This window comes from Xenophilus azovorans DSM 13620 (assembly GCF_000745855.1).
Lineage (GTDB): Bacteria > Pseudomonadota > Gammaproteobacteria > Burkholderiales > Burkholderiaceae_C > Xenophilus > Xenophilus azovorans.
Map to the genome: position 1 here is coordinate 1 of NZ_JQKD01000025.1, position 26,630 is coordinate 26,630.

Genomic DNA, 26,630 nt, shown 5'->3' on the forward strand with positions numbered 1-26,630 from the left:
CCGGAGGCGCCGATCTTCAGCGTGGCCGACTACGGGCTGGAGGCGGACCTGTTCGCCGCCGTGCCGGAGCTGGTCAAGGCGCTCTAAGGCCGACGGCCTGCCCGTCAGGCCACCGGCGCCAGGTGCGCGTTCACGTGCTCGATGTTGTCCTGGTGCGCCGTCAGCATGGCGCCCAGGGCGGCGCGCAGTTCCTCGTCGCCGATCTCCGGCAGCAGCGCCTTCAGCTTCTTCGCCACCCAGCCCTGGCCGCGGTTGAGCAGCGCCAGCCGCGCCGGCAGGTCGGGCAGGGCCATCACCTTGCCGAAGAAGTCGCCGGTGCGGGTGCCGGGCGTGCCGCCCAGGCGGCGGATGGCCGTCATCAGCACGCCGCACCATTGCACCTCGCCGCGGTGGACCTCGCGCATCACCTCGGCCAGCGCGTCGTCCCCGATGCCTTCGCGCAGCAGCGTCAGCGCCAACCGCGCGCCGGCGCGCTCGGCCTCCAGCAACTCGTCGAGGGCCGCGATCAGCGCATCGTCGCGGCGCCCGGCCTCGGCGCCCGGGCCGGCCTGCGGCCCCTGCACGAGTTCCGCGCCCAGCCGGTCGGCCGCGTCCAGCGCGATCGCGCGCAGCCGCTCGGCGGCGCCGGCGATGCGGTCGATCCGCGCGGCGCCCTGGCCGGCGTACAGCGCCATCGCCTCCAGGTTGCCGCTGGTCGAGCGCAGCGGCGAGTCGGTGCTGAACATCAGGATCGGCCGGCCGTCGTCGGTGCCGATCGGGATGCGGGCGCCGCTGAAGGGGCTGCCGTGCTCGCCGCGGGTGACGCTGTTGACCAGCACGCGCACGCCGGCGCCGCGCGGCCAGTTGATGTGGAAGTCCTCGGTCAGCAGCGTGTCGCCCTCGCGCGCATCGACGATGCGCTGCTGGTGATAGGGGTGGGCGAAGGATTCGTGCGTGGCCAGCAGCGCCGTGCCGAGCATCGCGCCCTGCGCACCGGCCGACAGCACCGCCGCGACGTCGCCGCCGTCGGCCAGGCCGCCGGCCGCCAGCACCGGGACGTGCACGGCCGCCAGCACCTCGGGCAGCAGTCCGGCCAGCGGCTGCCGGCCGCGCACGTGGCCGCCGGCCTCCACGCCCTGGGCGATCAGCACCTGCGCGCCGGCCTCCTGTGCCGCCAGCGCCTCGGCGGCGCTGCCCACCTGGCACAGCACGCGCATGCCGGCGGCGCGGCAGCGCTCCACGATCGGCGCGCTCAGGTCCCAGAACAGGCAGATGGCGGGCACTTCCAGCGTCAGCAGCAGGTCGACCTGGCGGCGCAGCAGGCCGGCCTCGGTGGCGGCCGGGATGATGCTCACGCCGAAGGGCCGGTCGGTCGCGGCGCGCACCGCCTGCACCTGCTCGCGGATCAGCGCCGGCGGCTCGCGCACCATGCCCAGCAGGCCGAAGCCGCCGGCGCGCGTCACGGCCGTGACCAGCTCGGCCCGCGCCACACCGCCCATGCCGGCCAGCACCAGCGGCAGGCGGCAGCCGAGCAGCTCGCACACCGGCCGGTGCAGCACGCCGGCCGCCCGGCGCAGGGCCGGATCCCCGAGGTCCTTCGCGTCCGCGGCCTGCATCACAGGAAGATCGGCTGCGCTTCGATGCCGACCTGGCGCTGGTCGCGCACCGCGCGCACGCCGGGGATGTTCTCCGCCGCCACGCGGGCCGCATCCTGGTCGGCCCGGCTGCGCGCCACGCCGGCGAAGTACACCACGCCGCCGTGCACGAAGACGCTGGACCAGGCGTCGGACCACCAGGGCTGGCCGTCCAGCTCCTGCAGCAGGCGGGCGCGGATCTGGTCGTCGTCGGCCGGCGCCTGCGGCTCGGGCTCGGATGCGGACGCCCTGGCCAGCGCGCGCATCAGGTCGTAGCGCGTGACCAGGCCGGCCAGGCAGCCGCCCTGTACCACCACCACGCGGCGCACGTGGCGCGCCTCGAAGATGGAGGCGATGCGCGAGACGGGGGCGTCCTCCTCCACCTTGACCACGTCGGGGTTCATCACGTCGCGCACGCGGCGGCTGTGCGAGCGGATGTAGGCCTGCGAGCTGCCGTCCGGGCCCACCAGGCGCCGCCACCAGGTGCGCGCGTCGTGCGGCGCGGTGTCGGTGCCGATCTCGTAGCGGTGCAGCAGGTCGCCCTGGCCGACGAAGCCCAGCACCTCGCCGCGTTCGACCACCGGCACGCCGCTGATGCGGTGCCTGAGCAGGATCTCCACCACCTCGTGCAGTTCGGTGTCGGGCTGAACCGAGATCACCGAGCGGGTCATGATGTCGCTGGCTTGCATGTCGTACTCCTCTGAGGCCGTCGTGCCCTGATGCTGCACCCTTGCACGATCTCGGTAAAGCGATATTTATTGGACAATGAATGCGGAAAAATCGCATTCAAAAAGAGGCGCCGACACCGTGGACATCACGCTCGCCCTGACCTTCCTGGAGATCGCGCGCTCGCGCAGCTTCCTGCACGCGGCCGAGCGGCTGCACGTCACGCCGACCACGGTGAGCGCGCGGGTGCGCACGCTGGAGTCGCTGCTGGGCCGGCCGCTGTTCACGCGCAACAAGGCCGGCGCCGCGCTCACGCCGGCCGGCGAGCAGTTCGTGCCGCATGCCAGCCTGCTGGTGCAGGTGTGGGAGCGTGCGCGCCAGCAGGTGGCGGTGCCGGAGGGCCGCCGCGCCGTGCTGTCGGTGGGCTGCGAGGTCAGCCTGTGGGACCCGCTGCTGCTCGACTGGCTGTTGTGGATGCGCTCGGCCGCGCCGCACCTGGCCGCGCGCACCGAGGTCGGCGGCGCCGCCGAACTGCTGGACAAGGTGGCGGCCGGCGTGCTGGACATCGCCATCGTCTACGCGCCCCGCCAGCGCCCGGGCCTGCGCGTCGAGCTGCTGATCGAGGAGAAGCTGGTGATGGTCACCACCTCGCCGCAGCGCGCCTTTCCGCGGCCGGGCGAGTACGTGTACGTCGACTGGGGGCCGGACTTCGCGCTGCAGCACGGCATGGTCTTCGCCGAGCTGTCGAACCCCGGCGTGACGGCCGGGCTGGGGCCGCTGGGCCGCGAATACCTGCTGGCCGCGGGCGGCGCCGGCTACTTCCGGCAGGACGTGGTGCGCGACGACCTGCAGGCCGGCCGGCTGTACCGCGTGAAGGGCGCGCCCGAGTTCCTCTACCCGGCCTACGCGGTCTATGCGGCGGAGGGCGATGCGGCCATCGTCGAACCCGGGCTGGCCGGGTTCCGGCAGGCGGTGCGGCCGAAGGCTGCCTCGGGTCTCACGCCGCCAGCGCCGACGGCGCCGCGGCCTGCTCGCCGGCCAGCAGGCGGTCGATGATCTCGCGCGAGCGCACGCCGCCAGCGTCGATGTTCAGCTTGAGCAGCTTGCGCTGCGGGTGCGTGCTGATCGAGCGCTGCTGCGCCTCCAGCATCACCTTGTCCTCGGCGAACACGCGGCCCTGGTTCTCGCGGATCTGCGCGGTGAGGTTGCGGTCCTTGACGTTGAAGTTGCGCGCCATGCCCCAGAAGTACCAGTGCGAGGTCTCCGTCTCGGGCGTGATGAAGTCCGTCACGATGCTGTAGACCTTCTTGTCGGCCGGCGCGTCGTAGCCGCCGTGGCCGGCCAGGGCCACGCCCACCTCGATCATCACGTGGCTGGGCGGCGTGAAGCGGCACACCTGCCAGCGGTCCACCGGCTGGTCGTCGGGCAGGTGGTTGCCGCGCAGGTTGGCGCGCCAGAAGGGCGGGGCCATCACGCCCTCCATGAAGCGGCTGGTGATGACCTGTTCGCCCTCGGTGCGGGTCTTGACCGGCGTCTCGTCGATCTCCTTCTGGCCGATGCTGGTGCTGTGCACGTAGGTCTCGTGCGTCAGGTCCATCAGGTTGTCGACCATGAGGCGGTAGTCGGCCGCGATGTGGTACAGGCCGCCGCCGTAGGCCCAGTCGGGGCTGTCGGCCCATTCGAGGTGCGGGATCTGCGCCGGATCGGCCAGCGCCTGGTCGCCGGGCCAGACCCAGACGAAGCCGTGGCGCTCGACCGCCGCGAAGCGCCCGATGCAGGGGAAGGCCTGCACGCGCTGGCCGGGCATGGCGACCGTGCGGCCTTCCTCACCCATCACCAGGCCGTGGTAGCCGCACACCAGCTGGCCTTCGCAGACCGTGCCCAGCGACAGGGGGGCGCCGCGGTGCGGGCAGAAATCCTCCAGCGCGACGGCGCGGCCGTCCTGGCCGCGGTAGAAGACCATCGCTTCGCCGCAGATGGTGCGGCCCAGGGGCTTGTCGTCGATCTCGTCGGGCGTGCAGGCGACGTACCAGGCGTTCTTGGGAAACATCGTGGGAACCTCTTCGTGTCGGGGAATGCGCTGGGTCGGATTATGGGAAGAGGCGCCTTAAATGTATACAGAATCTGGCTTCATTCGATGTTTATCTAGGGTAAACGAGGATAAATGAACTTGATTCAAGTGGTGATGTATACAGATAGACTCGTCGCCCCATGATGACCTCCGCGATTCCCACGGCCGAAGGCGGCTCCCAGGCGGTGCGCGCGCAACTGCAGCTGCGCGAGATGATCCTGGCCGGCGAGCTGCCCCCCGGCGAGCGCGTGGGCGAGGTCGCCATCGTCGAGAAGCTGGGCATCTCGCGCACGCCGATCCGCGCGGCGCTGGTGCGGCTGGAGCAGGAAGGGCTGCTGGAGGCGCTGCCGCACGGCGGCTTCGCGGTGCGCTCCTTCTCCGAGCGCGAGGTGGCCGACGCCATCGAGCTGCGCGGCACGCTGGAGGGCCTGCTGGCGCGCGTGGCGGCCGAGCGCGGCGTGCCGTCGGCGCTGCTGGGGGAGGCGCGCGAGGCGCTGGACGAGATCGACGCCGTGCTGGCGCGTCCGCAACTGGACGAGGCCGACTTCACCCGCTACGTGGCGGCCAACGGCCGCTTCCACGCCGTGCTGCTGCGCATGGCCGACAGCCGCGTGCTGGCGCGCGAGGTGGAGCGGGTGGTGCGCATGCCCTTCGCCTCGCCCTCGGCCTTCGTGGTGGTGCAGGCCGACTCGCCGCAGGCGCGCGACATGTTCGTCGTCGCCCAGGCGCAGCACCGCGCCGTGCTCGACGCCATCCAGCGCCGCGAGGGCGCGCGCGCCGAGGCCATCATGCGCGAGCATGCACGCATCGCGCAGCGCAACCTGCGCGAAGCGTTGCGCCTGCAGCGGCCGCAGGCGCTGCCCGGCGTCGCGCTGATCCGGCCGGAGGCATCCACGTTTACCCGAATGAAATAGCCCCGCCCCGGCTATAGCAATCCGCGATAACTGATAGTGCACAGTTCTCTGGACCGCCCCGTCGGCGATCGGCGGAAAATCCGCGCCGTTTCTTGCCTCGCGCAGTGGCGTCCCATCCTTTCGTTTCACAGGAGACCGCAGATGAAGAAAAGAACCCTGATCCAGGCCGCCGTCGCTGCCGCCGCGCTGGCCGCCACGGCCACCGCCTTGGCGCAGGACGCCTTCAAGATCGGCCTGATCCTGCCCATGACGGGCCAGCAGGCCTCCACCGGCCGCCAGATCGAGGCCGCCGCGCGCCTGTACATGGCGCAGCACGGCGACAGCGTGGCCGGACGCAAGATCGAGCTGATCGTCAAGGACGACGTGGCCACGCCCGACGTGACCAAGCGCCTGGCGCAGGAGCTGATCGTCAACGAGAAGGTCAACGTCATCGCCGGCTTCGGCGTCACGCCCGCGGCACTGGCCGCCGCGCCGCTGGCCACGCAGGCCAAGGTGCCCGAGATCGTGATGGCCGCCGCCACCTCCAGCATCACCGAGGCCTCGCCCTACGTGGTGCGCTCCAGCTTCACGCTGCCGCAGGTGTCCGTCTCCATGGCCGACTGGGCGCCCAAGAACGGTATCAAGTCGGTGGTGACGCTGGTGTCCGACTACGGCCCGGGCAACGACGCCGAGAAGTTCTTCACCGAGCGCTTCGCCGCCAACGGCGGCAAGGTGATCGAGAAGCTGCGCGTGCCGCTGCGCAACCCGGACTTCGCGCCCTTCCTGCAGAAGGTGCGCGACGCCAAGCCCGATGCCCTCTTCGTCTTCGTGCCCTCGGGCGCCGGCGCGGCGGTGATGAAGCAGTTCCTCGAGCGCGGGCTGGACAAGGCCGGCATCAAGCTCATCGCCACCGGCGACGTGACGGACGACGACCAACTCAACGACATGGGCGACGGCGCGCTGGGCGTGGTCACCACGCACCACTACTCGGCGGCGCACCCCTCGGCGCTGAACAAGCAGTTCGTCGAGGCCTTCGAGAAGGCCAACAAGGGCATGCGCCCGAACTTCATGGCCGTGGGCGGCTACGACGGCATGCACCTGATCTACGAGGCGCTGAAGGCCACCGGCGGCAAGGGCGACGGCACCGCACTGGTCGAGAAGATGAAGGGCATGCGCTTCGAGAGCCCGCGCGGCGAGGTCCTGATCGACCCGGCCACGCGCGACATCGTGCAGGACGTGTACCTGCGCAAGGTCGAGAAGAAGGACGGCAAGCTCTACAACGTCGAGTTCGACGTGCTCAAGGCCGTCAAGGACCCCGGCAAGTCCAAGTAAGCGATCCTTCCGCCCGTTCGGGCTGAGCCTGTCGAAGCCTTGTACACCGCCTTCGACGGGTTCGGCCCGAACGGTGTGAGCCTGCTCGGGCCGAACGGTGTGAGACTTCCCGCATGCTGACCATCCTCTTCGACGGCATCGCCTACGGCATGCTGCTGTTCGTGCTCGCCGTCGGCCTCGCCGTGACGCTGGGCCTGATGAACTTCATCAACCTGGCGCACGGCGCCTTCGCCATGGCGGGGGGCTACATCACCGTGTTCGCCATGCAGAAGGCGGGCGTGCCCTTCCTCGCGTGCCTGCCGCTGGCCTTCGTGCTGACGGCGCTGGCCGGCGCCGTGCTGGAGCGGCTGCTGTACCGGCCGATGTACGGCCGGCCGCACCTGGACCAGGTGCTCTTCTCCATCGGCCTGGCCTTCATGGCGGTGGCGGGGCTGGACTACTTCGTCGGCTCCTCGCAGCAGAACATCCACCTGCCCGAGTGGCTGCGCGGGCGCACCGAGATCGGCGACGGCGCCTTCCTGCTGGGCATGGGCCACTACCGCATCTTCATCATCGCGGTGTGCGCGCTGCTGACGGTGGTGCTGCAGGCCATCCTCACCCGCACGCGCTTCGGCAGCCGGCTGCGCGCGGCGGTGGACGACCCGCGCGTGGCCTCGGGCCTGGGCATCAACGTCAACGTGGTGTTCCTGCTCACCTTCGCCGCCGGCTCCGGGCTGGCCGGGCTGGGCGGTGCGCTGGGCGCGGAGATCCTGGGCATGGACCCGACCTTCCCGCTCAAGTACATGATCTATTTCCTCATCGTGGTGGCGGTGGGCGGCACCTCGTCCATTACCGGCCCGCTGATGGCGGCGCTGCTGCTGGGCATCGCCGACGTGGCCGGCAAGTACTACATCCCCAAGATGGGCGCCTTCACGGTGTACCTGCTGATGATCGTGATCCTGATGTGGCGGCCGCAGGGCCTGTTCACCCGCAAGGGGGCCCGCTGATGAGCACACCCGTCACGACAACGCGCGACTGGCAGGCGCCGCTGATGGCCAAGGCGCGCTGGCGCCCGTGGGAGTTCGTCCTGTGGGCCGCCGCCTTCGCGCTGCCGCTGGTCTTCCCCTCGCACTCGCTGATGGTCAACGAGATCGCGATCGTGGCGCTGTTCGCCATGTCGCTGGACCTGATCCTCGGCTACACGGGCATCGTCTCGCTGGGTCATGCGGCCTTCTTCGGCTTCGGCGCCTACGCGGCGGCGCTGTTCGCCAAGCACGTCATGCCCGACCCGACCGTCGGGCTGGTGGTGGCGGTCGCGCTGAGCGCGCTGCTCGGGCTGGTGGCCAGCGTCACCATCCTGCGCGGCAGCGACCTCACGCGGCTGATGGTCACGCTCGGCACCGCGCTGCTGCTGCTGGAGCTGGCCAACAAGCTCGACTGGCTCACCGGCGGTGCCGACGGCCTGCAGGGCGTGGTGATGGGGCCGGTGCTCGGCCTGTTCGAGTTCGACCTGTTCGGCCGCACCGCGGCGTGGTATTCGCTCACGGTGCTGCTGCTGCTGTTCGTCGTGATGCGCCACATCGTGCACTCGCCCTTCGGCGCGACGCTCAGGGCCATCCACGACAACCGGCTGCGCGCCATGGCGATCGGCGTGCCGGTGGCCGCGCGCATGGTGACCATCTACACCGTGGCCGCCGCCATCGCCGGCGCCGCCGGCGCGCTGCTGGCGCAGACCACCGGCTTCGCCTCGCTGGACGTGCTGGCCTTCGACCGATCGGCCGACGTGCTGCTGATGCTGGTGATCGGCGGCGTGGGCTGGCTCTACGGCGGCGTGGCCGGCGCCATCGTGTTCAAGCTGCTGCAGGACTGGCTGTCATCGGTGACGCCGCAGTACTGGATGTTCTGGATCGGGCTGATCCTGGTGCTGCTGGTGCTGGTGGGCCGCGAGCGGCTGCTGCGGCCGTGGACCTGGTTCGGGGGAGGGCGCAAGGCATGACGTCCGCCACCGTGTCCAACGTGAACGACGCGCCGGTCGTGCTAGAGGCCCAGGGGCTGGTGATGCGCTTCGGCGGCATCACCGCCACCGACAACGTCTCGCTGCAACTGCGCCGCGGCGCGCGCCATGCATTGATCGGCCCCAACGGCGCCGGCAAGACCACCCTGGTCAACCTGCTGACGGGCGTGCTCGCGCCCACCGCGGGCCGCATCGCGCTGCTGGGCCAGGACGTGACCCGCCTGGCGCCGCACCAGCGCGTGGCGCGCGGGATGGTGCGCACCTTCCAGATCAACCAGCTGTTCGACGCCATGACGCCGCTGGAGACGCTGGCGCTGGTAGTGTCGCAGCAGCAGGGCCTGACGCGCCGGTGGTGGCGGGCGCTGGGCAGCTCGAAGGCGGTGGCCGAGCGCGCCGGCGCGCTGCTGGAGCAGTTCCACCTGGCCGACGTGGCGCAGCAGAAGGTGCAGCACCTGGCCTACGGCAAGCGCCGCCTGCTGGAGATCGCCATCGCGCTGGCCTGCGAGCCGCGCGTGCTGCTGCTGGACGAGCCCGTGGCCGGCGTGCCGCCGGGCGAACGCGAGGAACTGCTGGCCACCGTCGCGGCCCTGCCGGCCGACGTCTCGGTGCTGCTCATCGAACACGACATGGACCTGGTCTTCAGCTTCGCCGACCGCATGACGGTGCTGGTCAACGGCGCCCTGCTCACCGAGGGCACGCCCGACGAGATCGCCGCCGATGCGCGCGTGCGCGAGGTGTACTTGGGGCATGGGGAGGCCGCGCATGGCTGAACTGCTCGAAGTCGAGAACCTCAGCGCCGGCTACGGCGAGGCGGTGGTGCTCGACGGCATCTCGCTCGCGCTGGGCGAGGGCCGCACGCTGGCGCTGCTGGGCCGCAACGGCACCGGCAAGACCACCTTCATCGACACCCTGGCCGGCGCCACGCGCCAGCACGGCGGCAGCATCCGCCTGGGCGGGCAGCGCATCGACGGACTGGCCTCGCACCTGCGCGCGGCCGCCGGCATCGGTTGGGTGCCGCAGGAGCGCAACATCTTCAAGTCGCTGACGGTGCACGAGAACCTGACGGCCGTGGCCCGGCCCGGTGCCTGGACGCCGGCGCGCGCCTACGAGATGTTCCCGCGGCTGGCCGAGCGCAAGGGCAACCTGGGCACGCAGCTCTCGGGCGGCGAGCAGCAGATGCTGGCGGTGGCCCGCGCGCTGGTGGTCAACCCGCGCCTGCTCCTGCTGGACGAGCCGCTGGAAGGCCTGGCGCCGATCATCGTCGAGGAGTTGCTGCGCGCCATCCGCCGCATCACGCAGGGCGAGGGGCTGGCCGCCATCATCGTGGAACAGCACCCGCAGGCGATCCTCGCGATCTCCGACGAGGCGGTGGTGCTGGACCATGGCACCATCGTGCATCGCGACGCGGCGGCCACCCTGGCGTCGCAGCCCGAGGTGCTGGACCGGCTGCTCGGCGTCGCGCGATAGAGCGCCGCGGCCCGCGCGGCGCACGGCAAGGAGTCCCGCCATGTCCCGTGTCCTGGTGCGCAGTTTCGGTGTCTCGCTCGACGGCTTCGCCGCCGGGCCCGACCAGAGCCTCGAACATCCCCTCGGGGTGCGCGGCGTCGAGCTGATGGATTGGTTCTTCCCGACCCGCGTGTGGCAGCGCATGCAGGGGCAGGGCGAGGGCGAGACCGGCGTGGACAACCGCATCGCCGAGCTGGGCTTCGCCGAGGTCGGCGCCTGGATCCTCGGGCGCAACATGTTCGGCCCGGTGCGCGGCCCCTGGCCCGACGCATCGTGGCGCGGCTGGTGGGGCGAGGAGCCGCCCTACCACGTGCCCGTCTTCGTGCTCACCCACCATGCCCGCGCGCCGCTGGCGATGCAGGGCGGCACCACCTTCCACTTCGTCACCGGCGGCATCGAGGAGGCGCTGGCCCGCGCGAAGGAGGCGGCCGGCGGGCGCGACGTGCGCATCGGCGGCGGCACGTCCACCGTGCGGCAGTACCTGCAGGCGGGCCTGATCGACGAACTGCACCTGGCGCTGCGCCCGGTGCTGATGGGCCGCGGCGAGGCGCTGTTCCAGGGGCTGGACCTGCCGGCGCTCGGCTACGTGTGCGACCGCCAGGAGCCGGGCGAGCGCGCCACGCACGTCTTCCTGCGGCGCCGCGCCTGAATGCCGCCGGACAGGCCGGCCTAGGCGATGTGGCCGATGGCGCGCACTGCAGCGCGCCGGCAGACTTCCGGGATGGCCGAACCCGCACCCCAGCCCTACCAGCTCGCCAGCTTTCCGGCGCTCGACAAGCCCTTCAATACGCCCGGCGAGGCGGCGCGGGCGGCGCTGCAGGCCCTGCTGATCCACTCCATCGCCACGCGCAACGAGTACGGCGGCATGATCTGCAGGCTGCGCGGCAAGTACTACGTGATGCCCTACGTCGAGGGCGAGCGCAACAGCGTGAGCGTGGGCCAGGATGCGCCGGACAAGGGCTGCCCCATCGAGGGCGCCGTGCCGGTGGCCTACTACCACACCCATCCCAACGTGGCGGGCGCCGGCTTCACCATGAAGCCGGACGAGATGTCGCCCGAGGACGAGGCCGTGGCCAGGGGCGCGCGCATCGATGCCTACATGGGCAGCATCAGCGGCCTGTACCTGAAGTTCAACCACAAGACCGGCAAGACCTATGTGGCCGGCCCGCGGCTGATCAATTCGGAGCCGCCCCCGCCGCCGCCCGCGAAGAAGCCCCAGACCAGGCAGAAGGGCCTGCCGCCCAAGACCATCAAGGTCGCGCCGCCGCTTTGAGCGGGTGCGGGCGCCGGGCGGCTCAGCGCTGCCGGCGGCGCACCGGGGCCGCGGCGGCCGCAGGCGGCGGCGCCGCGCGGCTCGCCGCCTCCAGATGCTCCACCAGCATCCGCGCCGCGGGCGAGAGCGAATCCTCGTCGCGGAAGCAGATGACGATGCGCCGGTGCGCCCACGGGTCGGCCAGCGGCACCACGCGCACGCCCACGGTCTGCGCGATCGGCTCCGCCACCTCGCGCGGCACCACCGCGATGCCCAGTCCCGCGCGCACGCAGCGCAGCGAGGCGTCGAAAGTGGACACCACCGCCCGGTAGTGCAGCGGCCGCCCGGCGATGGCCGCGGCGCGCGCCAGCATGCTGTGCACCGCGGTGGAGGCGGGCAGGCCCACGTGCTCGCAGGCCAGCGTCTCCTCGAAGCGGCACTCGGCCTGCCGTGCCAGCGGGTGCGCGGGCGGCGCGATGATGGCGAGCCGGTCGTGGCGGTAGGTCCGCGTCTGCAGCCCCTCCAGGTCGGCCGCGTCCCAGCACACGCCCAGCGTCGCCACGCCCTCGCGGATCGAGCGCACCAGGTCGCGGCTCAGCGCCTCCTCGATGTCCACGCGGATCTCGCGGTGCGCCGGCGCCTGCAGGAAGCGCGCGATGTCGTCGGGCAGGAGCTCCGCGATGGTCGAGACGGTGGCCAGCATGCGCACCAGCCCCTTCACGCCGCGGCCGTAGGCCGCCATGTCGCGCGCCACGCGGTCGGCGCCGGCCAGCATGCCGCGCGCGTGCTCCAGCAGGATCTCGCCGGCCGGCGTCGGCACCACGCCGCGGCGGCGCCGCTCGAACAGCGGCGCGCCCACCGTGGCTTCGAGCTGCGCGAGGCGCTTGCTCACGGCCGAGGCCACGATGTGCTGGCGCTCGGCGGCGCGGGCGATGTTGCGCGTCTCGCAGACGGCGACGAACAGGCGCAGGCTGGTGAGGTCGAGGTCGCGCATGGCGGGCGTAGCGTTCCGATCGGGTATGTCTGGCGTTCCAGATTATCGCTTTTGTGATGAATCGGGAATGCCTAAAGTCGCCCCGAAAGGAGACACAGCCCGATGACCCCCACGAAGCTGCCCGCCCGCGCCGTGATCCGCGAGGTCGGCCTGCGCGACGGCCTGCAGAGCATCGCCACCGTGCTGCCCACCGAGCGCAAGCGCGAGTGGATCCGTGCCGCCCACGCGGCCGGCCAGCGCGAGATCGAGGTCGGCTCCTTCGTGCCGGCGCGCCTCCTGCCGCAACTGGCCGACACCGCCGAGCTGGTGGCCTATGCGAAGACGCTGCCGCAACTCTTCGTCTCGGTGCTGGTGCCCAACCTGCGCGGCGCCGGGAACGCCATCGCCGCCGAAGCCGACCTGATAATCGTGCCCCTGTCGGCCAGCCACGCCCACAGCCTGGCCAACCTGCGCCGGACGCCCGACGAGGTGGTGGCCGAGGTGGCGCGCATCCGCGCCGCGCGCGACGCCGCCGGCAGCCGCACGCTCATCGAGGGCGGCGTCGGCACCGCCTTCGGCTGCACGCTGCAGGGCGAGGTGAAGCCGGCCGAGGTGCTGCGCCTGATGCAGGCCCTGCTCGACGCCGGCGCCGACCGCGTGAGCCTGGCCGACACCGTGGGCTATGCCGACCCGGCGCAGGTGCGCCGCCTGTTCGAGCAGGCCGTGCACATCGCCGGCGAGCGCTTCTGGTGCGGCCACTTCCACGATACGCGCGGCCTGGGCCTGGCCAACGTGTACGCCGCGCTGGAAGTGGGCGTGGCCCGCTTCGACGCCTGCCTGGCCGGCATCGGCGGCTGCCCGCACGCGCCCGGCGCCAGCGGCAACGTCTCCACCGAAGACCTGGCCTACATGCTCGGCAGCATGGGCATCGCCACCGGGCTGGACATCGGCGCGCTGCTGGCCTTGCGCAAGCGCGTGGCCGGCTGGCTGGCCGGCGAGACGCTGCACGGCACGCTGTGGCGCGCCGGCCTGCCCAAGACCTTCGTGCCGCAGCCGCTGCCCGCGGCCGCCTGACCCGCTTACTTTTCCCCGACGAGGAGTCCATGCCTGAAGACACCCCCCTGCCGCTGGCCGGCATCCGCGTGCTCGAGTTCTCGCACATGGTGATGGGTCCGACCTGCGGAATGATCCTGGCCGACCTGGGCGCCGAGGTCATCAAGGTCGAGCCGCCCGGCGGCGACCGCACCCGCCGGCTGCCCGGCCTGGGCATCGGCTTCTTCCGCAGCTTCAACCGCAACAAGAAGAGCGTCGTCATCGACATCTCGACCGACGAGGGCGCCGCCACCGCCGCCGGGCTGGCGCGCCAATGCGACGTGGTGGTCGAGAACTTCCGCCCCGGCCTGATGCGCGAGCGCGGGCTGGACTACGAGACGCTCAGCCGCGGGGCGCCGCACCTGGTCTACGCCTCGCACAAGGGCTTCCTGCCCGGCCCCTACGAGAAGCGCCTGGCGCTGGACGAGGTGGTGCAGATGATGGGCGGCCTGTCGTACATGACCGGCCCCGAGGGGCGCCCGCTGCGCGCCGGCACCAGCGTCAACGACATCATGGGCGGCATGTTCGGCGCCATCGGCGTGCTGGCCGCGCTGCGCGAGCGCGAGCGCACCGGCCGCGGGCAGGAAGTGCAGAGCGCGCTGTTCGAGAACTGCGTGTTCCTCTGCGCGCAGCACATGCAGCAGTTCGCGATGACCGGCGAGGCGCCGCCGCCGATGCCCTCGCGCGTGTCGGCCTGGAGCGTGTACGACGTGTTCACCCTCGCGGGCGGCGAGCAGCTCTTCATCGGTGCCGTCAGCGACAAGCAGTTCGCCACCCTGTGCCGCGTGCTGGAGGCGCACGAGCTGGCCGCCGACCCGCAACTGGCCGACAACGCCAGCCGCGTGGCGGTGCGCCCGCAGCTGCTGCAGCGCCTGGGCGCGATCCTGCAGCACCACCGCGCGGCTGAGCTGGCGCCGAAGCTGGAAGCCGCCGGCGTGCCTTATGCACCCATCGTGCGGCCCGACCAGCTGCTGGACGACCCGCACCTGCGGCAAAGCGGCGGCCTGGTGCCGATGCGCAACGAGGAGGGCGGCCAGAGCGATGCGGTGCTGCTGCCGCTGCAGATGGGCGGGCGCCGGCCCGGCGTGCGCCGGCCGCTGCCGCGCGTGGGCGAGCACACCGAGGAGATCCTCTCGGGGCTGCGATCCGCCGCCCCGGCCTGAGCACCACGCATCACGGAGACAAACCAAGGAGACAACACCCCATGAACATCACATCCCCCTTCGCCCTTTCCCGCCGCGACCTGCTGGGCCTGGCCGGCGCGCTGGCGCTGCCGCGCGCGGCCCTGGCCCAGCCCGACAAGCCGATCCGCATCGTGCTGCCGATCAGCGCCGGTTCGGGCGTGGACGCCATCGCCCGCGCCGCCGCGCCCGCGCTGGGCCAGGCCTTCGGCCAGCCGGTGGTGATCGAGAACCTGCCCGGCGCCGGCGGCATCACCGGCGCCGCGGTGGTCGCCAAGGCCGCGCCCGACGGGCTGACGCTGGGCATGGTCTCCAACAACCACGTCATCAACCCGGCCGTCTACAAGAAGATGCCCTTCGACGCGATCGAGGACTTCACGCCCATCAGCGTGGTCGGCGCCACGCCGCTGGTGCTGCTGGTCAACCCCAAGGTGCCGGCGAAGAACGTGCCCGAGCTGGTCGCGCTGCTCAAGGGCAAGCCCGACGGCTACAACTACGCTTCCTCGGGCAACGGCACCATCATCCACCTGGCCGGCGAGATGTTCATGGACGAGGCCGGCGTGAAGGCGCGCCACATCCCCTACAAGGGCACCGGCCCGATGGTCACCGACATGATCGCCGGCCAGGTCGAGATCGGTGTGGTCGCGCTGCCGGCGGCGCAGCCGCACATGAAGAGCGGCGCGCTGCGCGCCGTCGGCCTGTGCGGCCCGGCGCGCTCGCCGGCGGCGCCGGACCTGCCGACCATCGCCGAGCAGGGCCTGCCCGGCTACAGCGTCGAGGGCTGGTTCGCCTTCGTCGGCCCGGCGAAGCTGTCCGCCGCCGAGGTCCGGCGCGCGCACGACGCGATCGCCACCGCCTTCGCCGCGCCCGAGGTGGCGGAGGCGATGCGCAAGCAGGGCAACGTCATCCACCCCGGCACGCCGCAGGAGGCGGCAGCGTATTTCCGCAGCGAGGCGGCTCGCTACGCCGCGCTGGTAAAGAAAGCCAATGTCGTACTGGAGTAGGACCCTCCCGACAGCGCCGGCAGCCAAAGGCTGACGCGACAGGAGGACGGGGGAGGGACAGACGCGGCGCGCCGGCGTCCCTAGAGTGGTGGTTTGACCCGACCATTGGGAGACCCCGACATGAACCCATCCTTCCCCCGACTCTCCGCCCTGGCCGCCGTCCTCGCGGCAGGCGCCCTGATCACGGCCTGCGGCAAGGGCCCCGACGGCGCTCCCACGCCCGACTCGGCCAGCCCGCCGCCCCCGGCGGCTGCACCGGCGCCCGCCATGCCCGATTCGCCGGCCGCGGCCCCGAACCCCAGCGAGCCTTCCGGCGCCGCGCCGGCAACGCCCGGCACGCCGGCACCGGCGCCCGGCTCGGGCGAAGGCGCACCGGCCTCCACGGACCCGTCGCAGCCCAAGTGATCCCCCGCGCCGCCCCCGCGCACGGCGGGGCGGACAGGTGAGGCCGGCCGCATCCCGGCCGGCTGGGTGATGGCCACCGTCTGCCCGTCCTGCGGCCAGCGCAACCGCGACAAGGCGCTGCGCTGCGCGCGTTGCGGCGCGCCGCTGGGCGCCGAGCCGACCGCAGCGGCGATGCCTGCTGCGCCGGAAAACGGGGTGCCTGACTGGCGCGCGGATGCTGCAGACGACCCGCGCGCCGGCGATGGCCGTGCCCGGGATCGTCGCGTCGCGTCAGGCACGGGCATGGCCTGGCTGCCGTGGGCGATCGCCGGCATCGCGGCGGCGGTGGCCGGCTACGTCGTGCTGAACCGTCCGGTGCCGACGCCTTCCGCGGGCGAAGAGGCGCCTGCTGCGGTCGCTGCGCCGTCGCCTGCACCTGTGCCTGTGCCTGTGCCTGTGCCTGCGGCGCCGCCGGCTGCTGCCGTGCCGGCTCCTGCGCCAGTCGAGCCGTCGCAGGCCAAGGCCGCACCGCCGCCCGCCCCGCGCGAGGCTGACCGCGCCGTGGCGCCTGCGCGCCCTCGAAACGTGCGCCGCGAACCACCACCCGAGACACGCGCCGCGGCTGCCCCGCGGCGGGCGTCCCCGCGCGAAGAAGCGGCGCCGGTTCCGTCCGCGCCGCCACCCGGCGACGCCATGGCGCCTGCCGACGCACCTTGGGTGAGTCCGCCTCCGGCGCGGGAGGCGACCAACACCGCCGCACCCGGCTATCGCGATGCCGGCCCGCCGGTCGTGATCGGGCCCGGCCCGCGCGTCATGCCGCCGGCGTTCGCCGAGTCGGGCGATCCGCGCGCCCCGGCGGTGCGAGGCGATCCCGGCCCGCCCCCGGCGGCCGGCCCCGGGCCGCGCTACGACTTCGGTTCGCCCGGCGCCGCGCGGCGCTGAACGCCGCGAACCCCGGCAGGCCGCGCCTGCTCAGCCCGTTTGCACTGCGCGGCCGATCTCCGGCCAGCGGCGATGCAGCCACACCCACGACAGCAGGCCCACCCCCAGCATCGTGATGCAGGTCAGCGCCAGCGCGAAGGGCGAGTGCATCACCAGCGGCGCGATCACGCCCGCCACCAGGCCGTTGGCGGTGGAGCCGATCACCGCCTGCAGCGACGAGGCCATGCCGCGCCGCTCCGGGTGCAAGTCCAGCACCAGCAGCGTGACTACCGGCACCATCAGCGCCCAGCCGTAGGCGAAGACGGTCAGCGGCCAGATCGCCCACCAGGCCTGCGGCCAGAAGAAGGTGTTGGCCACCAGGTTCACCGCCGCCGCCACCAGCATGATGAGGAAGCCGTCGCGGATCTGCCGCTTGGGCGTGAGCTTGCCGGCCTTGCGCCCGCTGGCGCGCGCGCCGAGCATGATGCCGCTGATGTTCAGCACGAAGAACCAGAAGAACTGCGTGGGCTCCAGCCCCAGGTGGTGGCCGAGGAAGGCGGGCGCCGCCAGCACGTAGAGGAACATGCCGTTGAAGGGCACGCCGCTGGCCAGCGCCAGCAGCAGGAAGCGCGGGTCGGAACACAGCTGCCAGTAGCCGCGCATCAGGTCGCGCACCGCGAAGCGCTGGCGGTGCGCCACGTGCAGCGTCTCCGGCAGCAGCCGCCAGTTGGCCGCCCACAGCACCAGCCCCACGCCGACCAGGAACCAGAACACGCTGTGCCAGCCCAGGTGCGCGAACAGCAGCCCGCCGACGATCGGCGCGATGGCCGGCGCGACGCCGAAGAAGATGGTGACCTGGCTCATCACCTTCTGCGCCTCGGCCGGCGGGAACATGTCGCGGATGACGGCGCGCGAGACGACGATGCCCGCGCCGGTCGACAGGCCCTGCAGCGCGCGGAAGAACACGAGCTGCCCGATGGTCTGCGACAGCGCGCAGCCCAGCGAGGCCAGCGTGAACACCGCCAGCCCCCACAGCACCACAGGCCGGCGGCCGAAGCTGTCCGACAGCGCGCCGTGGAACAGGTTCATGAAGGCGAAGCCGAACAGGTAGGCCGACAGCGTCTGCTGCATCTCGCCCGGCGTCGCGCCGATCGACTGCTGGATGCCGGCGAAGGCCGGGATGTAGGTGTCGATGGAAAAGGGGCCCAGCATGCCCAGCACCGCGAGCAGGACGGCCAGCGCCCAGCGCGGGGCGCGCCACAGGTGGGCGGCGTCGGGGTTCATGCGGGAAGTCTCCGTTTCACTCGAAAAAAGAAGAGCGCCCCGCGCCCAGTGGATGGGCGCCGCGGGCGCTGGGTCTGCAGGCGGTGTGGCTTACAGGCTGTCGATGAAGCTGCGCAGCTTGTCGCTGCGGCTCGGGTGCTTGAGCTTGCGCAGCGCCTTCGCCTCGATCTGGCGGATGCGCTCGCGCGTCACGTCGAACTGCTTGCCCACCTCTTCCAGCGTGTGGTCGGTGGACATCTCGATGCCGAAGCGCATGCGCAGCACCTTGGCCTCGCGCGGAGTCAGCGAGTCGAGGATGTCCTTCACCACGTCGCGCAGGCCGGCCTGCATGGCCGCCTCGATCGGCGCGGTGTTGTTGGTGTCCTCGATGAAGTCGCCCAGGTGCGAGTCGTCGTCGTCGCCGATCGGCGTCTCCATGGAGATCGGCTCCTTGGCGATCTTCATGATCTTGCGGATCTTGTCCTCGGGGATCTCCATGCGCTCGGCCAGGATGGACGCATCGGGCTCGAAGCCGAACTCCTGCAGGTGCTGGCGGCTGATGCGGTTCATCTTGTTGATCGTCTCGATCATGTGCACCGGGATGCGGATGGTGCGCGCCTGGTCGGCGATCGAGCGCGTGATGGCCTGGCGGATCCACCACGTCGCGTAGGTCGAGAACTTGTAGCCGCGGCGGTATTCGAACTTGTCCACCGCCTTCATCAGGCCGATGTTGCCTTCCTGGATCAGGTCGAGGAACTGCAGGCCGCGGTTGGTGTACTTCTTGGCGATGGAGATCACCAGCCGCAGGTTGGCCTCGATCATCTCCTTCTTGGCCTCGCGCGAGTTGGCCTCGCCCTGGTTCATGCGGCGGTTGATTTCCTTCAGCTCGGTCAGCGGCACCACCACCTGCGCCTGGATGTCGATGAGCTGCTGCTGCAGCTCCTGCACCGGCGGGATGTTGCGCTCCATCACCGCGCTCCAGGACTTGCCGGCGGCGGACTGCTTCTCGATCCACTTGAGGTTCAGCAGGTTGGAGGCGACCTTGTTGCCGTTCCTGTCCACGCCCGAGAACTCGGCGATGAACTGCTCCTGCGGGTAGCCGCACTTGTCCACGATGATGCGGCGCAGCTCGCGCTCCTTCTTGCGCACCTCGTCCACCTGCGTACGCACCATGTCGCACAGCTTCTCGATGGTGCGCGCGGTGAAGCGGATGGTCATCAGCTCTTCCGACAGGGCGTGCTGCGCCTTGACGTAAGCCGGCGTGCCGTAGCCTTCCTTGTCGTAGATCCTGTGGACCTTCTCGAACAGGTCGGCGATGCGGTCGAAGCGCGCGAGCGCCTCGTTCTTCATCTCCTCGAGCTTCTTGGTCAGCGCCTTGGAGCCGCCGTTGCCGTCGTCGTCGTCCTCGGCGTCGAACTCGTCGTAGTCCTCCTCGGCCACGTAGTCGTCGGCCTCGTTGGGGTTGGAGAAGCCGTCCACGATGGTGGAGATGACGACCTTGCCCTCGCGGATCTCGCCGGCCATCTTCAGGATCTCGGCGATGGTCGCGGGCGAGGCGCTGATGGCCTCCATCATGTCCTGCAGGCCGCCCTCGATGCGCTTGGCGATCTCGATCTCGCCCTCGCGCGTGAGCAGCTCCACCGTGCCCATCTCGCGCATGTACATGCGCACCGGGTCGGTGGTGCGGCCGAACTCGCTGTCCACGGTGGACAGGGCGGCCTCGGCCTCTTCCTCCGCCTCTTCCACCGTGGTGGCGGTGGGCGCGGTGTTGTTCAGCAGCAGGGTCTCGGCGTCGGGCGTCTGCTCGTACACGGCCACGCCCAGGTCGCCCAGCATGGCGACCACGACTTCCATCGTCTCGGCGTCGACCAGCTTGTCGGGCAGGTGGTCGGAGATCTCGCCCTGCGTCAGGTAGCCGCGCGTCTTGCCCAGCGTGATCAGCGCCTTCAGGCGCTGGCGGCGCTTGGCCATGTCCTCTTCGCTGAGCACGGTCTCGTCGAGGCCGAACTCCTTCATCAAGGCCCGTTCCTTGGCCTTGCTGATCTTCATGCGCAGGGGCTTGGCCTTCTCGGCCGTGGCGGCCTCGGCGGCCGGCGCCGGTTCTTCCTCGGCGAACTCGGCCTCGACGTCGGAGAAGTCCTCCTCGTCGACCTCGGGCTTGCCCTTGGCGGCGTCGGTCTTCGGCTTGCGGCCGCGCTTGGCGCCGCCGGCGGCGGGCTTGGCGGCGCCCTCGGCCTTGGGCGGGCGGCCGGGCTTCTTCTTGGCGGGAGCGGTGGCGGTGGCGGCGTCGGCAACGGCTGCTGCGGCGGCGGCCTTCCTGGTTTCAGCGTCGGGAGTTTTCTTGGTCACGGTCTTGGACTTGGCGGCGGGGGCCGTCTTGGCGGTTCCTGCTGCCGGCCGGGCCGCCGCCTTGGTGGCGGTGGAGGCCGCGGTCCTGGCGGACTTGGCGGCTGGCTTGGCAGCGCTCTTGGCGGGTGACGTGGCTGCTGGCTTCTTGGAACTCGGCATAGAACCTCTCGGAACAAGAAAACGGGCGAACGAACGGAACACGGGCGCCTGAAGCACCGGGCATGCAGGAATGATTCAACTGGGGCCGGAAAGCGCGCACGCAAGCGGCGAGGCCGCGGGCGCACCGTCCGCAGGGCAAGATGGGTGGGCGAACATTTGGTGTGCGGTCCTTGCGGTGATCCTCCCGGGGGTGCCGGGAGGGGCCCTGATCCCTGCTGCTGGGATGCTGCGTCCTTGCTTGGACGCCGGGCCGGGCCGGAGGTGCCGCTGTCGCTCTTGCCGGTTGCGAAGCCTTACATTATAGCGCGCTGCAGCGCAAGAGGGGGATTTTCATGGCTGGCGGCGCAGCCGGTGGCGCAGTTCCAGCCGGCGCCGCTCCAGCGCCTTGTAGCGCTCCAGCGCCTGCGGGTCGCTGCCCACCGTGGCCAATACCGCCGTCTGCTCGGCCTTGAGCCGCTCGTCGAGCATGAAGTCCAGCACGTTGCGCAACTCGGCCAGGGCCTCCTCGGCCGGCGCCTCGCCGTCCTCGGCCGTGAACTGCGGCCCGGCGGCCAGCCGCTCGACCAGCGGCTCGAAGGGTTGCCCGCGCAGCCCCTCGCGCAGGGCCGCGAAGGGCTGGATGCCGTGCTCGTGCACCTGGCCGTCCAGCCAGGTGAAGAACTCGCCGTGCGCGCCGGGCAGGGCGCACAACAGGGCGTGCATCTCGTGCGACAGCGTCTCCCACTCCAGCGGATGGGCCAGCAGCAGGCGCAGCGCCACGTCGGCGCGCGAGGGCGGCTGGCCGCGCCCGCGCAGGGGAGGCGGCGCAGCCCTTCGCTGCGACGAGGAGGCGAACGGCCGTTGGCGCGCGTCGTGCCGGTGGCGCTCGTCGGGCGCCGGTGCTGCCGCTGCGGGGCGCGCCGCGCCGGCGGACCAGAGCTGCCCCAGCTCGCGCGCGTCCAGTTGCACCAGCTCGGCCAGTTCGCCCAGCATCTGCCGCTTGAGCGCGCCGTCGGGCAGCGCCGTCCACAGCGGCCGCGCGTTGGCGGCCAGGTGGGCGCGGCCCTCGGCGGTGGCGAGGTCGCAGCCCTCGCGCGCCGACTCGACCAGGAAGCGCGACAGCGGGATCGCCTCGCCGACGAAGCGGGCGAAGGCCTCGCCGCCGTGCTCGCGGATGAAGCTGTCCGGGTCGTGCTCGGGCGGCAGGAACAGGAACTTGACGCTGCGCACGTCGGTGGCGAAGGGCAGGGCGGCGTCCAGCGCCTTGCGCGCGGCGCGGCGGCCCGCGTCGTCGCCGTCGAAGCTGAACACCACCGCGTCGGTGAAGCGGAACAGCTTCTGCACATGCTCCGGCGTGCAGGCCGTGCCCAGCGTGGCCACCGCGTTGGGAAAGCCCAGCTGCGCCAGCGCCACCACGTCCATGTAGCCCTCGGTCACCAGCGCGTAGCCCTTGTCGCGCAGCGCCGCGCGGGCCTCGAACAGGCCGTACAGCTCGCGGCCCTTGCTGAACACCGGCGTCTCGGGCGAGTTCAGGTACTTGGGCTTCTCGTCGCCCAGCACGCGGCCGCCGAAGCCGATGCATTCGCCCTTGACGTTGCGGATCGGGAACATGATCCGGTCGCGGAAGCGGTCGTAGCGCCGGCCTTCCTCCTCCTCGCTCACGATGACCAGGCCGCTCTCGGCCAGCAGCGGGTCGTCGTAGGCGGGGAACACGCTGGCCAGCGCGCGCCAGCCCTCGGGCGCGTAGCCCAGGCCGAAGTCGCGCGCCACTGCGCCCGACAAGCCGCGGCCCTTCAGGTATTCGACGGCGCGGGGCGAGGTCTTCAGGTGCCTGCGGTAGGCCTCGCCGGCCTTCTCCAGCACGTCGGTCAGCGTGGCCTGCTTCTGGCGCGCGGCGGCGGCGCGCTCGCGCTCGGCGGGGCTGGCATCGTCCTCCGGCACCTGCATGCCGAGCTGGCCGGCCAGGTCCTGCACCGCCTCGCGGAAGCCCATGCCCGTGTGCTCCATCAGGAAGCCGATGGCGTTGCCGTGCGCCCCGCAGCCGAAGCAGTGATAGAACTGCTTGGTCGGGCTGACGGAGAAGGAGGGCGACTTCTCGCCGTGGAAGGGGCACAGCCCCATGAAGTTGGCGCCGCCTTTCTTGAGCTGCACGTAGCGGCCGACGATCTCGACGATGTCGGCGCGGGCGATGAGCTCCTGGATGAAGGTCTGGGGGATCGCCATGGCGGCGCGGGCGGGCAGGCAGAAGGGGCGGTCGATGATACGCAAGGCTCTCCTACGCCGGCGCGCGCGGGTGCGGCGGCATACTGCCGGCCACCATGCCCGACCGTTCCACGCCGACCGATGCGCCCGCGTCCGCCGCGGCCGACGGCGCCACGCTCTGGCGCAACCCGCCCGGTTTCATGTGGCAGGCCGTCAAGGAGTTCCGCGCCAACCAGGGGCTGCTGCTGGCCGGGGCGGTGGCCTACTACGCGCTGCTGTCCATCGTGCCGCTGCTGATCCTGAGCGTGATCGCGCTGTCGCACGTGCTGCCGCAGGACCTGCTGCTGTCCACCATCGGCCGCTACCTCGCCTGGCTGCTGCCGGGCCAGTCGGACGCGATGGTGCACGAGCTGGCGAACTTCCTCGACCACCGCGACCTCATGGGGCCGGTGCTGCTGGTGACGATGGTGTTCTTCAGCTCCCTGGCCTTCACGGTGCTGGAGAGCGCGATGGCGATGATCTTCCACCACCGCAAGGCGACGCACGGGCGGCACGTGCTGGTGTCGGTCGTCATGCCCTACCTCTACATCCTGTGCCTGTGCTTCGGGCTGCTGCTGGTCACCCTGGTGTCGGGCGCGCTGCAGCTGATCGGGCAGGAGCAGGTGGAGCTGCTGGGCCGCAGCTGGTCGCTCAGCGGCGTCTCGGGGGTGCTGCTCTACCTGCTGGGGCTGGCCGGCGAGATCTTCATGCTCACCTCCCTCTACCTCGTGATGCCGGTGGGACGCCTGTCGTTCCGCCATGCGCTGATCGGCGGCGTGACGGCGGCGCTGCTGTGGGAGCTGACGCGCCGTGTGCTGGTCTGGTACTTCTCGACCCTGTCGCAGGTCAACGTGGTCTACGGCTCGCTCACCACGGCGATCGTGGTGCTGCTGAGCCTGGAGATCGCCGCCACGCTGGTGCTCTTCGGCGCCCAGGTGATCGCCCGCCACGAGCGCCTGGCGCGGCGCACGCTGGTGAGGAAGGCGTCCCTGTAGCAGGGCTCACCCGGCGGCGGCCGCGGCCCGCCGGAAGCGGCTCGGCGGCGCGCCGGTGCGCTTGCGCATGAGCCGGCGCAGGGCCGTGGCGTCCTCGTAGCCGACTTGGGCCGCGATCTGCTCGATGCTCAGCCGGCTGCCTTCGAGCAGGGCGCGGGCCCGGTGCAGCCGCACCTGCTGCACCAGCGCCAGCGTGCCGTGGCCCGTGGCCGCGCGCACCTGGCGCGAGAGGGTGCGCGGCGACATGGCGAACGCGCTGGCCAGCGCCGCGACGCCGGGCGGCGTCGGCAGGGCGGCCTCGATGTGGGCGCTCAGGCGCCGGATCAGCTCGTGGCCGCCGGCCATCAGCGCCGGCATCACGTAGGGTGCCTGCGCCTGCCGTCCGTCGATCAGCAGCACGCGGCCCACGGCTTCGGCCAGCGGCGAGCCGCAGCGCAGGCGCAGCAGATGCAGCATCAGGTCGGCCTGCGCGAAGGCGGCGCCGGCGGTGTGCACCGGCCCGTCGCTGCAGACCATGCGGTCCGCATCGACCGTGCAGTCGGGCTCGATGCCGCGCAGCGTGGCGGCCAGCCACCAGGTGGTGGTCACCCGGCGCGCCTTCAGCAGGCCGGCCGCCTGCAGCAGGAACACGGCCGAGCAGCCGGCGGCCACGGCGCCGCCGTTCGCCGCGTGGCGCGCCAGCGCGCGCGCCGCCTGCCGGGCGTCGTCGCCGGTCAGCCGCCGGGCCAGGTCCTCGGCGCGGCGCATGCCCAGGCCCGGCACCACCCACACCGAGCCGTCCCGGCGCGCGGCGGCCGTGCCCTGCCGCGGCAGCGGCGCGGCCTGCACCGTCATGCCGTTGCCCAGCCGCACCGCGCCGCCGTCCGGCGCGACCACGCGCCAGCGCGGCTGCGGCGCGCCCAGGCCCGGGGCCAGCGCGGCGGCCGCGTCGAGCATGTCGAGCGTGGCCGACACGGCGCTGCCGTAACTGTCGGGCAGCAGCAGCACGGTGAAGTCATGCATGGCTGAAAAAGCTTGAAATGGGATGAATCGGACACTCGAAGTGTAGGGCGCCCCGGCGTTCAATCGGGGCCTTCATCCACGGAGCCCACCCGATGCCCTCACGCCAGATCCGCCCGCAGGCGGACGATCCGCTCGACGACTTCGTGCCGCGCCGCATCGCGCTGGACGGCGAGACGAAGACGGTCCACGTCGCGGGCAGCGGCCCGGCCGTGGTCGTGATGGCCGAGATGCCCGGCATCAGCCCCGAGGTGGCGCGCTTCGCGCGCTGGGTGCGGGACGCCGGCTTCACGGTCTACATGCCCTCGCTGTTCGGCCGCGACGGCGCGGTGCCCGGCGCGCAGGAGGGCAGGGAGGTGTTCCGGCGGGCCTGCGTCAGCGCCGAGTTCCGCGCGCTGGGCGGCGGACGCGCCAGCCCGGTCACGCGCTGGCTGCGGGCATTGGCGCGGCTGGCGCACGGCGAATGCGGCGGGCCGGGCGTGGGCGCCATCGGCATGTGTTTCACCGGCAACTTCGCGCTCGCGATGATGCTGGAGCCGGCCGTGCTGGCGCCGGTGCTGTCGCAGCCTTCGCTGCCGCTGGATGAACCCGGCAGCATCGAGATGGCGCCCGACGAGCTGGCCGCGGTGCGCGAGCGCCTGGAGCGGGAGAGCCTGACCGTGCGCGCCTACCGCTTCGAGGGCGACCGCTTCTGCCGGGCCGAGCGCTTCGCCGCCTATGCGCAGGCGCTCGGCCCCCGCTTCGTGGCGCGCGTGCTGCCGGACGGCGCGGCGCGCCGCGAGGGGCTCGCGCCCTTCTTCGAGCAGGTGGTCGCCTCCCCGCACAGCGTGGTGACGGCCCACCTGATCGACGAGGCGGGCCAGCCCACGGTGGCCGCGCGCGACGAGATCCTGGCCTTCTTCGCCCGGCGGCTGATGCCGCCGGCCGGCGGGCAGGACTGATCCGTGCCTGCCCGGGCGCTCAGCGCGGCGCCAGGCGGATCGCGCCGTCCAGGCGGATCACCTCGCCGTTGAGCATGTCGTTCTCGATGATGTGCTTCGCCAGCTTGGCGTAGTCCGCCGGCGTCCCCAGCCGCGAGGGGAAGGGCACGCTGGCGGCCAGCGCGTCCTGCACCTCCTGCGGCATGCCGAACAGCATCGGCGTGCCGAAGATGCCGGGGGCAATGGTCATGTTGCGGATGCCGTTCCTCGCCAGGTCGCGGGCGATGGGCAGCGTCATGCCCACCACGCCGCCCTTGGAGGCGCTGTACGCGGCCTGGCCGATCTGGCCGTCGTAGGCCGCCACCGAGGCGGTGGAGATCAGCACCCCGCGCTCGCCGGTGGGCTCGAGCTCGTTCTTCGCCATGGCGTCGGCCGCCAGGCGGATCATGTTGAAGCTGCCCAGCAGGTTCACGCGCAGCGTCTTCTCGAACACGGCCAGCGCGTGCGGGCCGTTCTTGCCCACCGTCTTCTCGGCCGGGGCGATGCCGGCGCAGTTGACCAGGCCCACCAGCTTGCCCAGCGACAGCGCCGCCGCCACCGCGGCCTGGCCGTCGGCTTCCTGGCTCACGTCGCACTTGACGAAGCGGGCGCCGATTTCCTGGGCGACGGCCTCGCCCTTGTCGATCTGCATGTCGGCGATGACCACCTTGCCGCCGGCCGCGGCCAGCATGCGGGCCGTGCCTTCGCCCAGGCCCGAGGCGCCGCCGGTGACGATGAAAACCTTGCCTTCGATCTGCATGGAAGTCTCTCTCTTGCGTGATGGGTTCGATGAAAGAAACGCATC

The 26,630-nt window shown here is 71.8% G+C and carries 25 protein-coding genes; 16 read left to right on the top strand and 9 right to left on the bottom strand.

The genetic code is table 11. The features are described from left to right. Positions 1 to 104: 104 nt before the first annotated feature. Together Q392_RS15010 and Q392_RS15015 are read right to left on the bottom strand one after the other, a co-directional pair. Entirely contained in the window at positions 105 to 1,595 is a 1,491-nt protein-coding gene (locus tag Q392_RS15010; RefSeq protein ID WP_051953503.1) for a nitronate monooxygenase, read from the bottom strand. Continuing rightward, positions 1,595 to 2,302 carry a CBS domain-containing protein gene (locus Q392_RS15015; RefSeq protein WP_038209293.1) on the bottom strand — a complete coding sequence of 236 codons (708 nt, stop codon included), beginning with the start codon at positions 2,300 to 2,302 and terminating at the stop codon, positions 1,595 to 1,597. Before Q392_RS15015 ends, Q392_RS15010 begins: the two co-directional genes overlap by 1 nt. Before the next feature lie 118 nt (positions 2,303 to 2,420). Between Q392_RS15015 and Q392_RS15020 the strand changes: the two genes are divergently transcribed. Beyond that, positions 2,421 to 3,335: a LysR family transcriptional regulator gene (locus tag Q392_RS15020; RefSeq protein WP_051953505.1), complete on the top strand. Its 915-nt coding sequence runs from the start codon at positions 2,421 to 2,423 to the stop codon at positions 3,333 to 3,335. On the opposite strand, the gene Q392_RS15025 is transcribed toward Q392_RS15020, so the two are convergent. Further along, positions 3,277 to 4,329 (bottom strand): aromatic ring-hydroxylating oxygenase subunit alpha, encoded by a 1,053-nt coding sequence (locus Q392_RS15025; protein WP_038209296.1) that lies wholly within the window; start codon positions 4,327 to 4,329, stop codon positions 3,277 to 3,279. The two genes, Q392_RS15020 and Q392_RS15025, sit on opposite strands and share 59 nt — an antisense overlap. 161 nt (positions 4,330 to 4,490) lie before the next feature. On the opposite strand from Q392_RS15025, the gene Q392_RS15030 reads away from it, so the two are divergent. From Q392_RS15030 to Q392_RS15065, 8 genes are all read left to right on the top strand, one after another. Next, the gene (locus tag Q392_RS15030) at positions 4,491 to 5,264 is read left to right on the top strand and encodes a GntR family transcriptional regulator (protein ID WP_038209297.1); all 774 of its coding nucleotides are present in this window, start codon (positions 4,491 to 4,493) and stop codon (positions 5,262 to 5,264) included. 141 nt (positions 5,265 to 5,405) lie between these two features. After that, positions 5,406 to 6,575, top strand: coding sequence for an ABC transporter substrate-binding protein (locus Q392_RS15035; protein ID WP_038209298.1), 1,170 nt, complete (start codon positions 5,406 to 5,408; stop codon positions 6,573 to 6,575). Between the two features lie 113 nt (positions 6,576 to 6,688). Beyond that, a complete protein-coding gene (locus Q392_RS15040; RefSeq protein WP_038209299.1) occupies positions 6,689 to 7,561 on the top strand; it encodes a branched-chain amino acid ABC transporter permease in 873 nt (290 codons plus the stop codon). Continuing rightward, positions 7,561 to 8,550 (top strand): branched-chain amino acid ABC transporter permease, encoded by a 990-nt coding sequence (locus Q392_RS15045; protein WP_038209302.1) that lies wholly within the window; start codon positions 7,561 to 7,563, stop codon positions 8,548 to 8,550. The genes Q392_RS15040 and Q392_RS15045 overlap by 1 nt, the downstream gene beginning before the upstream one ends. Further along, positions 8,547 to 9,338 carry an ABC transporter ATP-binding protein gene (locus tag Q392_RS15050; protein WP_051953507.1) on the top strand — a complete coding sequence of 264 codons (792 nt, stop codon included), beginning with the start codon at positions 8,547 to 8,549 and terminating at the stop codon, positions 9,336 to 9,338. Before Q392_RS15045 ends, Q392_RS15050 begins: the two co-directional genes overlap by 4 nt. Continuing rightward, positions 9,331 to 10,035: an ABC transporter ATP-binding protein gene (locus Q392_RS15055; RefSeq protein ID WP_038209305.1), complete on the top strand. Its 705-nt coding sequence runs from the start codon at positions 9,331 to 9,333 to the stop codon at positions 10,033 to 10,035. Before Q392_RS15050 ends, Q392_RS15055 begins: the two co-directional genes overlap by 8 nt. A 40-nt stretch (positions 10,036 to 10,075) precedes the next feature. Continuing rightward, positions 10,076 to 10,723 (top strand): dihydrofolate reductase family protein, encoded by a 648-nt coding sequence (locus Q392_RS15060; protein ID WP_038209308.1) that lies wholly within the window; start codon positions 10,076 to 10,078, stop codon positions 10,721 to 10,723. Between the two features lie 72 nt (positions 10,724 to 10,795). Next, positions 10,796 to 11,347, top strand: a complete 552-nt coding sequence (locus tag Q392_RS15065; RefSeq protein ID WP_038209311.1) for a DUF4329 domain-containing protein — start codon at positions 10,796 to 10,798, stop codon at positions 11,345 to 11,347. A 22-nt stretch (positions 11,348 to 11,369) separates the two neighbouring features. On the opposite strand, the gene Q392_RS15070 is transcribed toward Q392_RS15065, so the two are convergent. Continuing rightward, on the bottom strand, positions 11,370 to 12,320 hold the full coding sequence (locus tag Q392_RS15070) for a LysR family transcriptional regulator (RefSeq protein WP_038209313.1): 951 nt from the start codon (positions 12,318 to 12,320) through the stop codon (positions 11,370 to 11,372). 102 nt (positions 12,321 to 12,422) lie between these two features. Here Q392_RS15070 and Q392_RS15075 point away from each other — a divergent pair, with 102 nt between their 5' ends. The 5 genes from Q392_RS15075 (at position 12,423) to Q392_RS32845 (ending at position 16,902) form a co-directional block, all read left to right on the top strand. Beyond that, entirely contained in the window at positions 12,423 to 13,373 is a 951-nt protein-coding gene (locus Q392_RS15075; RefSeq protein WP_038209315.1) for a hydroxymethylglutaryl-CoA lyase, read from the top strand. 29 nt (positions 13,374 to 13,402) lie between these two features. Then, positions 13,403 to 14,554: a CaiB/BaiF CoA transferase family protein gene (locus Q392_RS15080; protein WP_038209317.1), complete on the top strand. Its 1,152-nt coding sequence runs from the start codon at positions 13,403 to 13,405 to the stop codon at positions 14,552 to 14,554. A 41-nt stretch (positions 14,555 to 14,595) separates the two neighbouring features. Next, positions 14,596 to 15,576: a tripartite tricarboxylate transporter substrate binding protein gene (locus Q392_RS15085; RefSeq protein ID WP_038209319.1), complete on the top strand. Its 981-nt coding sequence runs from the start codon at positions 14,596 to 14,598 to the stop codon at positions 15,574 to 15,576. A gap of 120 nt (positions 15,577 to 15,696) precedes the next feature. Beyond that, on the top strand, positions 15,697 to 15,981 hold the full coding sequence (locus Q392_RS31330) for a hypothetical protein (protein ID WP_051953509.1): 285 nt from the start codon (positions 15,697 to 15,699) through the stop codon (positions 15,979 to 15,981). Between the two features lie 69 nt (positions 15,982 to 16,050). After that, the gene (locus tag Q392_RS32845) at positions 16,051 to 16,902 is read left to right on the top strand and encodes a zinc-ribbon domain-containing protein (RefSeq protein ID WP_157008013.1); all 852 of its coding nucleotides are present in this window, start codon (positions 16,051 to 16,053) and stop codon (positions 16,900 to 16,902) included. 30 nt (positions 16,903 to 16,932) lie between these two features. On the opposite strand, the gene Q392_RS15095 is transcribed toward Q392_RS32845, so the two are convergent. The 3 genes from Q392_RS15095 to dnaG all read right to left on the bottom strand — a co-directional run bounded on the left by Q392_RS15095 (position 16,933) and on the right by dnaG (position 22,854). Next, positions 16,933 to 18,165 (bottom strand): multidrug effflux MFS transporter, encoded by a 1,233-nt coding sequence (locus Q392_RS15095; protein ID WP_038209325.1) that lies wholly within the window; start codon positions 18,163 to 18,165, stop codon positions 16,933 to 16,935. 90 nt (positions 18,166 to 18,255) lie between these two features. Further along, the gene (gene rpoD / locus Q392_RS15100) at positions 18,256 to 20,652 is read right to left on the bottom strand and encodes an RNA polymerase sigma factor RpoD (RefSeq protein WP_038209330.1); all 2,397 of its coding nucleotides are present in this window, start codon (positions 20,650 to 20,652) and stop codon (positions 18,256 to 18,258) included. A gap of 330 nt (positions 20,653 to 20,982) precedes the next feature. Further along, positions 20,983 to 22,854 carry a DNA primase gene (gene dnaG / locus Q392_RS15105; protein WP_038209494.1) on the bottom strand — a complete coding sequence of 624 codons (1,872 nt, stop codon included), beginning with the start codon at positions 22,852 to 22,854 and terminating at the stop codon, positions 20,983 to 20,985. 179 nt (positions 22,855 to 23,033) lie between these two features. Here dnaG and Q392_RS15110 point away from each other — a divergent pair, with 179 nt between their 5' ends. Further along, a complete protein-coding gene (locus tag Q392_RS15110) occupies positions 23,034 to 23,867 on the top strand; it encodes a YihY/virulence factor BrkB family protein (protein ID WP_245610727.1) in 834 nt (277 codons plus the stop codon). A gap of 6 nt (positions 23,868 to 23,873) precedes the next feature. Here Q392_RS15110 and Q392_RS15115 read toward each other — a convergent pair whose 3' ends face one another. Further along, on the bottom strand, positions 23,874 to 24,869 hold the full coding sequence (locus tag Q392_RS15115) for a GlxA family transcriptional regulator (RefSeq protein ID WP_038209333.1): 996 nt from the start codon (positions 24,867 to 24,869) through the stop codon (positions 23,874 to 23,876). Between the two features lie 92 nt (positions 24,870 to 24,961). On the opposite strand from Q392_RS15115, the gene Q392_RS15120 reads away from it, so the two are divergent. Next, positions 24,962 to 25,807, top strand: a complete 846-nt coding sequence (locus tag Q392_RS15120; protein ID WP_038209335.1) for a dienelactone hydrolase family protein — start codon at positions 24,962 to 24,964, stop codon at positions 25,805 to 25,807. A 19-nt stretch (positions 25,808 to 25,826) separates the two neighbouring features. Here Q392_RS15120 and Q392_RS15125 read toward each other — a convergent pair whose 3' ends face one another. Further along, positions 25,827 to 26,585: a 3-hydroxyacyl-CoA dehydrogenase gene (locus Q392_RS15125; protein WP_038209337.1), complete on the bottom strand. Its 759-nt coding sequence runs from the start codon at positions 26,583 to 26,585 to the stop codon at positions 25,827 to 25,829. Between the last annotated feature and the right edge of the window lie 45 nt (positions 26,586 to 26,630).

Bases quoted from the DNA above. Each gene is read 5' to 3' on its own strand.
- Q392_RS15010 (WP_051953503.1), bottom strand. From the start codon at position 1,595: ATGCAGGCCGCGGACGCGAAGGACCTCGGGGATCCGGCCCTGCGCCGG.
- Q392_RS15015 (WP_038209293.1), bottom strand. From the start codon at position 2,302: ATGCAAGCCAGCGACATCATGACCCGCTCGGTGATCTCGGTTCAGCCC.
- Q392_RS15025 (WP_038209296.1), bottom strand. From the start codon at position 4,329: ATGTTTCCCAAGAACGCCTGGTACGTCGCCTGCACGCCCGACGAGATC.
- Q392_RS15030 (WP_038209297.1), top strand. From the start codon at position 4,491: ATGATGACCTCCGCGATTCCCACGGCCGAAGGCGGCTCCCAGGCGGTG.
- Q392_RS15035 (WP_038209298.1), top strand. From the start codon at position 5,406: ATGAAGAAAAGAACCCTGATCCAGGCCGCCGTCGCTGCCGCCGCGCTG.
- Q392_RS15040 (WP_038209299.1), top strand. From the start codon at position 6,689: ATGCTGACCATCCTCTTCGACGGCATCGCCTACGGCATGCTGCTGTTC.
- Q392_RS15045 (WP_038209302.1), top strand. From the start codon at position 7,561: ATGAGCACACCCGTCACGACAACGCGCGACTGGCAGGCGCCGCTGATG.
- Q392_RS15050 (WP_051953507.1), top strand. From the start codon at position 8,547: ATGACGTCCGCCACCGTGTCCAACGTGAACGACGCGCCGGTCGTGCTA.
- Q392_RS15055 (WP_038209305.1), top strand. From the start codon at position 9,331: ATGGCTGAACTGCTCGAAGTCGAGAACCTCAGCGCCGGCTACGGCGAG.
- Q392_RS15060 (WP_038209308.1), top strand. From the start codon at position 10,076: ATGTCCCGTGTCCTGGTGCGCAGTTTCGGTGTCTCGCTCGACGGCTTC.
- Q392_RS15065 (WP_038209311.1), top strand. From the start codon at position 10,796: ATGGCCGAACCCGCACCCCAGCCCTACCAGCTCGCCAGCTTTCCGGCG.
- Q392_RS15070 (WP_038209313.1), bottom strand. From the start codon at position 12,320: ATGCGCGACCTCGACCTCACCAGCCTGCGCCTGTTCGTCGCCGTCTGC.
- Q392_RS15075 (WP_038209315.1), top strand. From the start codon at position 12,423: ATGACCCCCACGAAGCTGCCCGCCCGCGCCGTGATCCGCGAGGTCGGC.
- Q392_RS15080 (WP_038209317.1), top strand. From the start codon at position 13,403: ATGCCTGAAGACACCCCCCTGCCGCTGGCCGGCATCCGCGTGCTCGAG.
- Q392_RS15085 (WP_038209319.1), top strand. From the start codon at position 14,596: ATGAACATCACATCCCCCTTCGCCCTTTCCCGCCGCGACCTGCTGGGC.
- Q392_RS31330 (WP_051953509.1), top strand. From the start codon at position 15,697: ATGAACCCATCCTTCCCCCGACTCTCCGCCCTGGCCGCCGTCCTCGCG.
- Q392_RS32845 (WP_157008013.1), top strand. From the start codon at position 16,051: ATGGCCACCGTCTGCCCGTCCTGCGGCCAGCGCAACCGCGACAAGGCG.
- Q392_RS15095 (WP_038209325.1), bottom strand. From the start codon at position 18,165: ATGAACCCCGACGCCGCCCACCTGTGGCGCGCCCCGCGCTGGGCGCTG.
- rpoD (WP_038209330.1), bottom strand. From the start codon at position 20,652: ATGCCGAGTTCCAAGAAGCCAGCAGCCACGTCACCCGCCAAGAGCGCT.
- dnaG (WP_038209494.1), bottom strand. From the start codon at position 22,854: ATGGCGATCCCCCAGACCTTCATCCAGGAGCTCATCGCCCGCGCCGAC.
- Q392_RS15110 (WP_245610727.1), top strand. From the start codon at position 23,034: ATGTGGCAGGCCGTCAAGGAGTTCCGCGCCAACCAGGGGCTGCTGCTG.
- Q392_RS15115 (WP_038209333.1), bottom strand. From the start codon at position 24,869: ATGCATGACTTCACCGTGCTGCTGCTGCCCGACAGTTACGGCAGCGCC.
- Q392_RS15120 (WP_038209335.1), top strand. From the start codon at position 24,962: ATGCCCTCACGCCAGATCCGCCCGCAGGCGGACGATCCGCTCGACGAC.
- Q392_RS15125 (WP_038209337.1), bottom strand. From the start codon at position 26,585: ATGCAGATCGAAGGCAAGGTTTTCATCGTCACCGGCGGCGCCTCGGGC.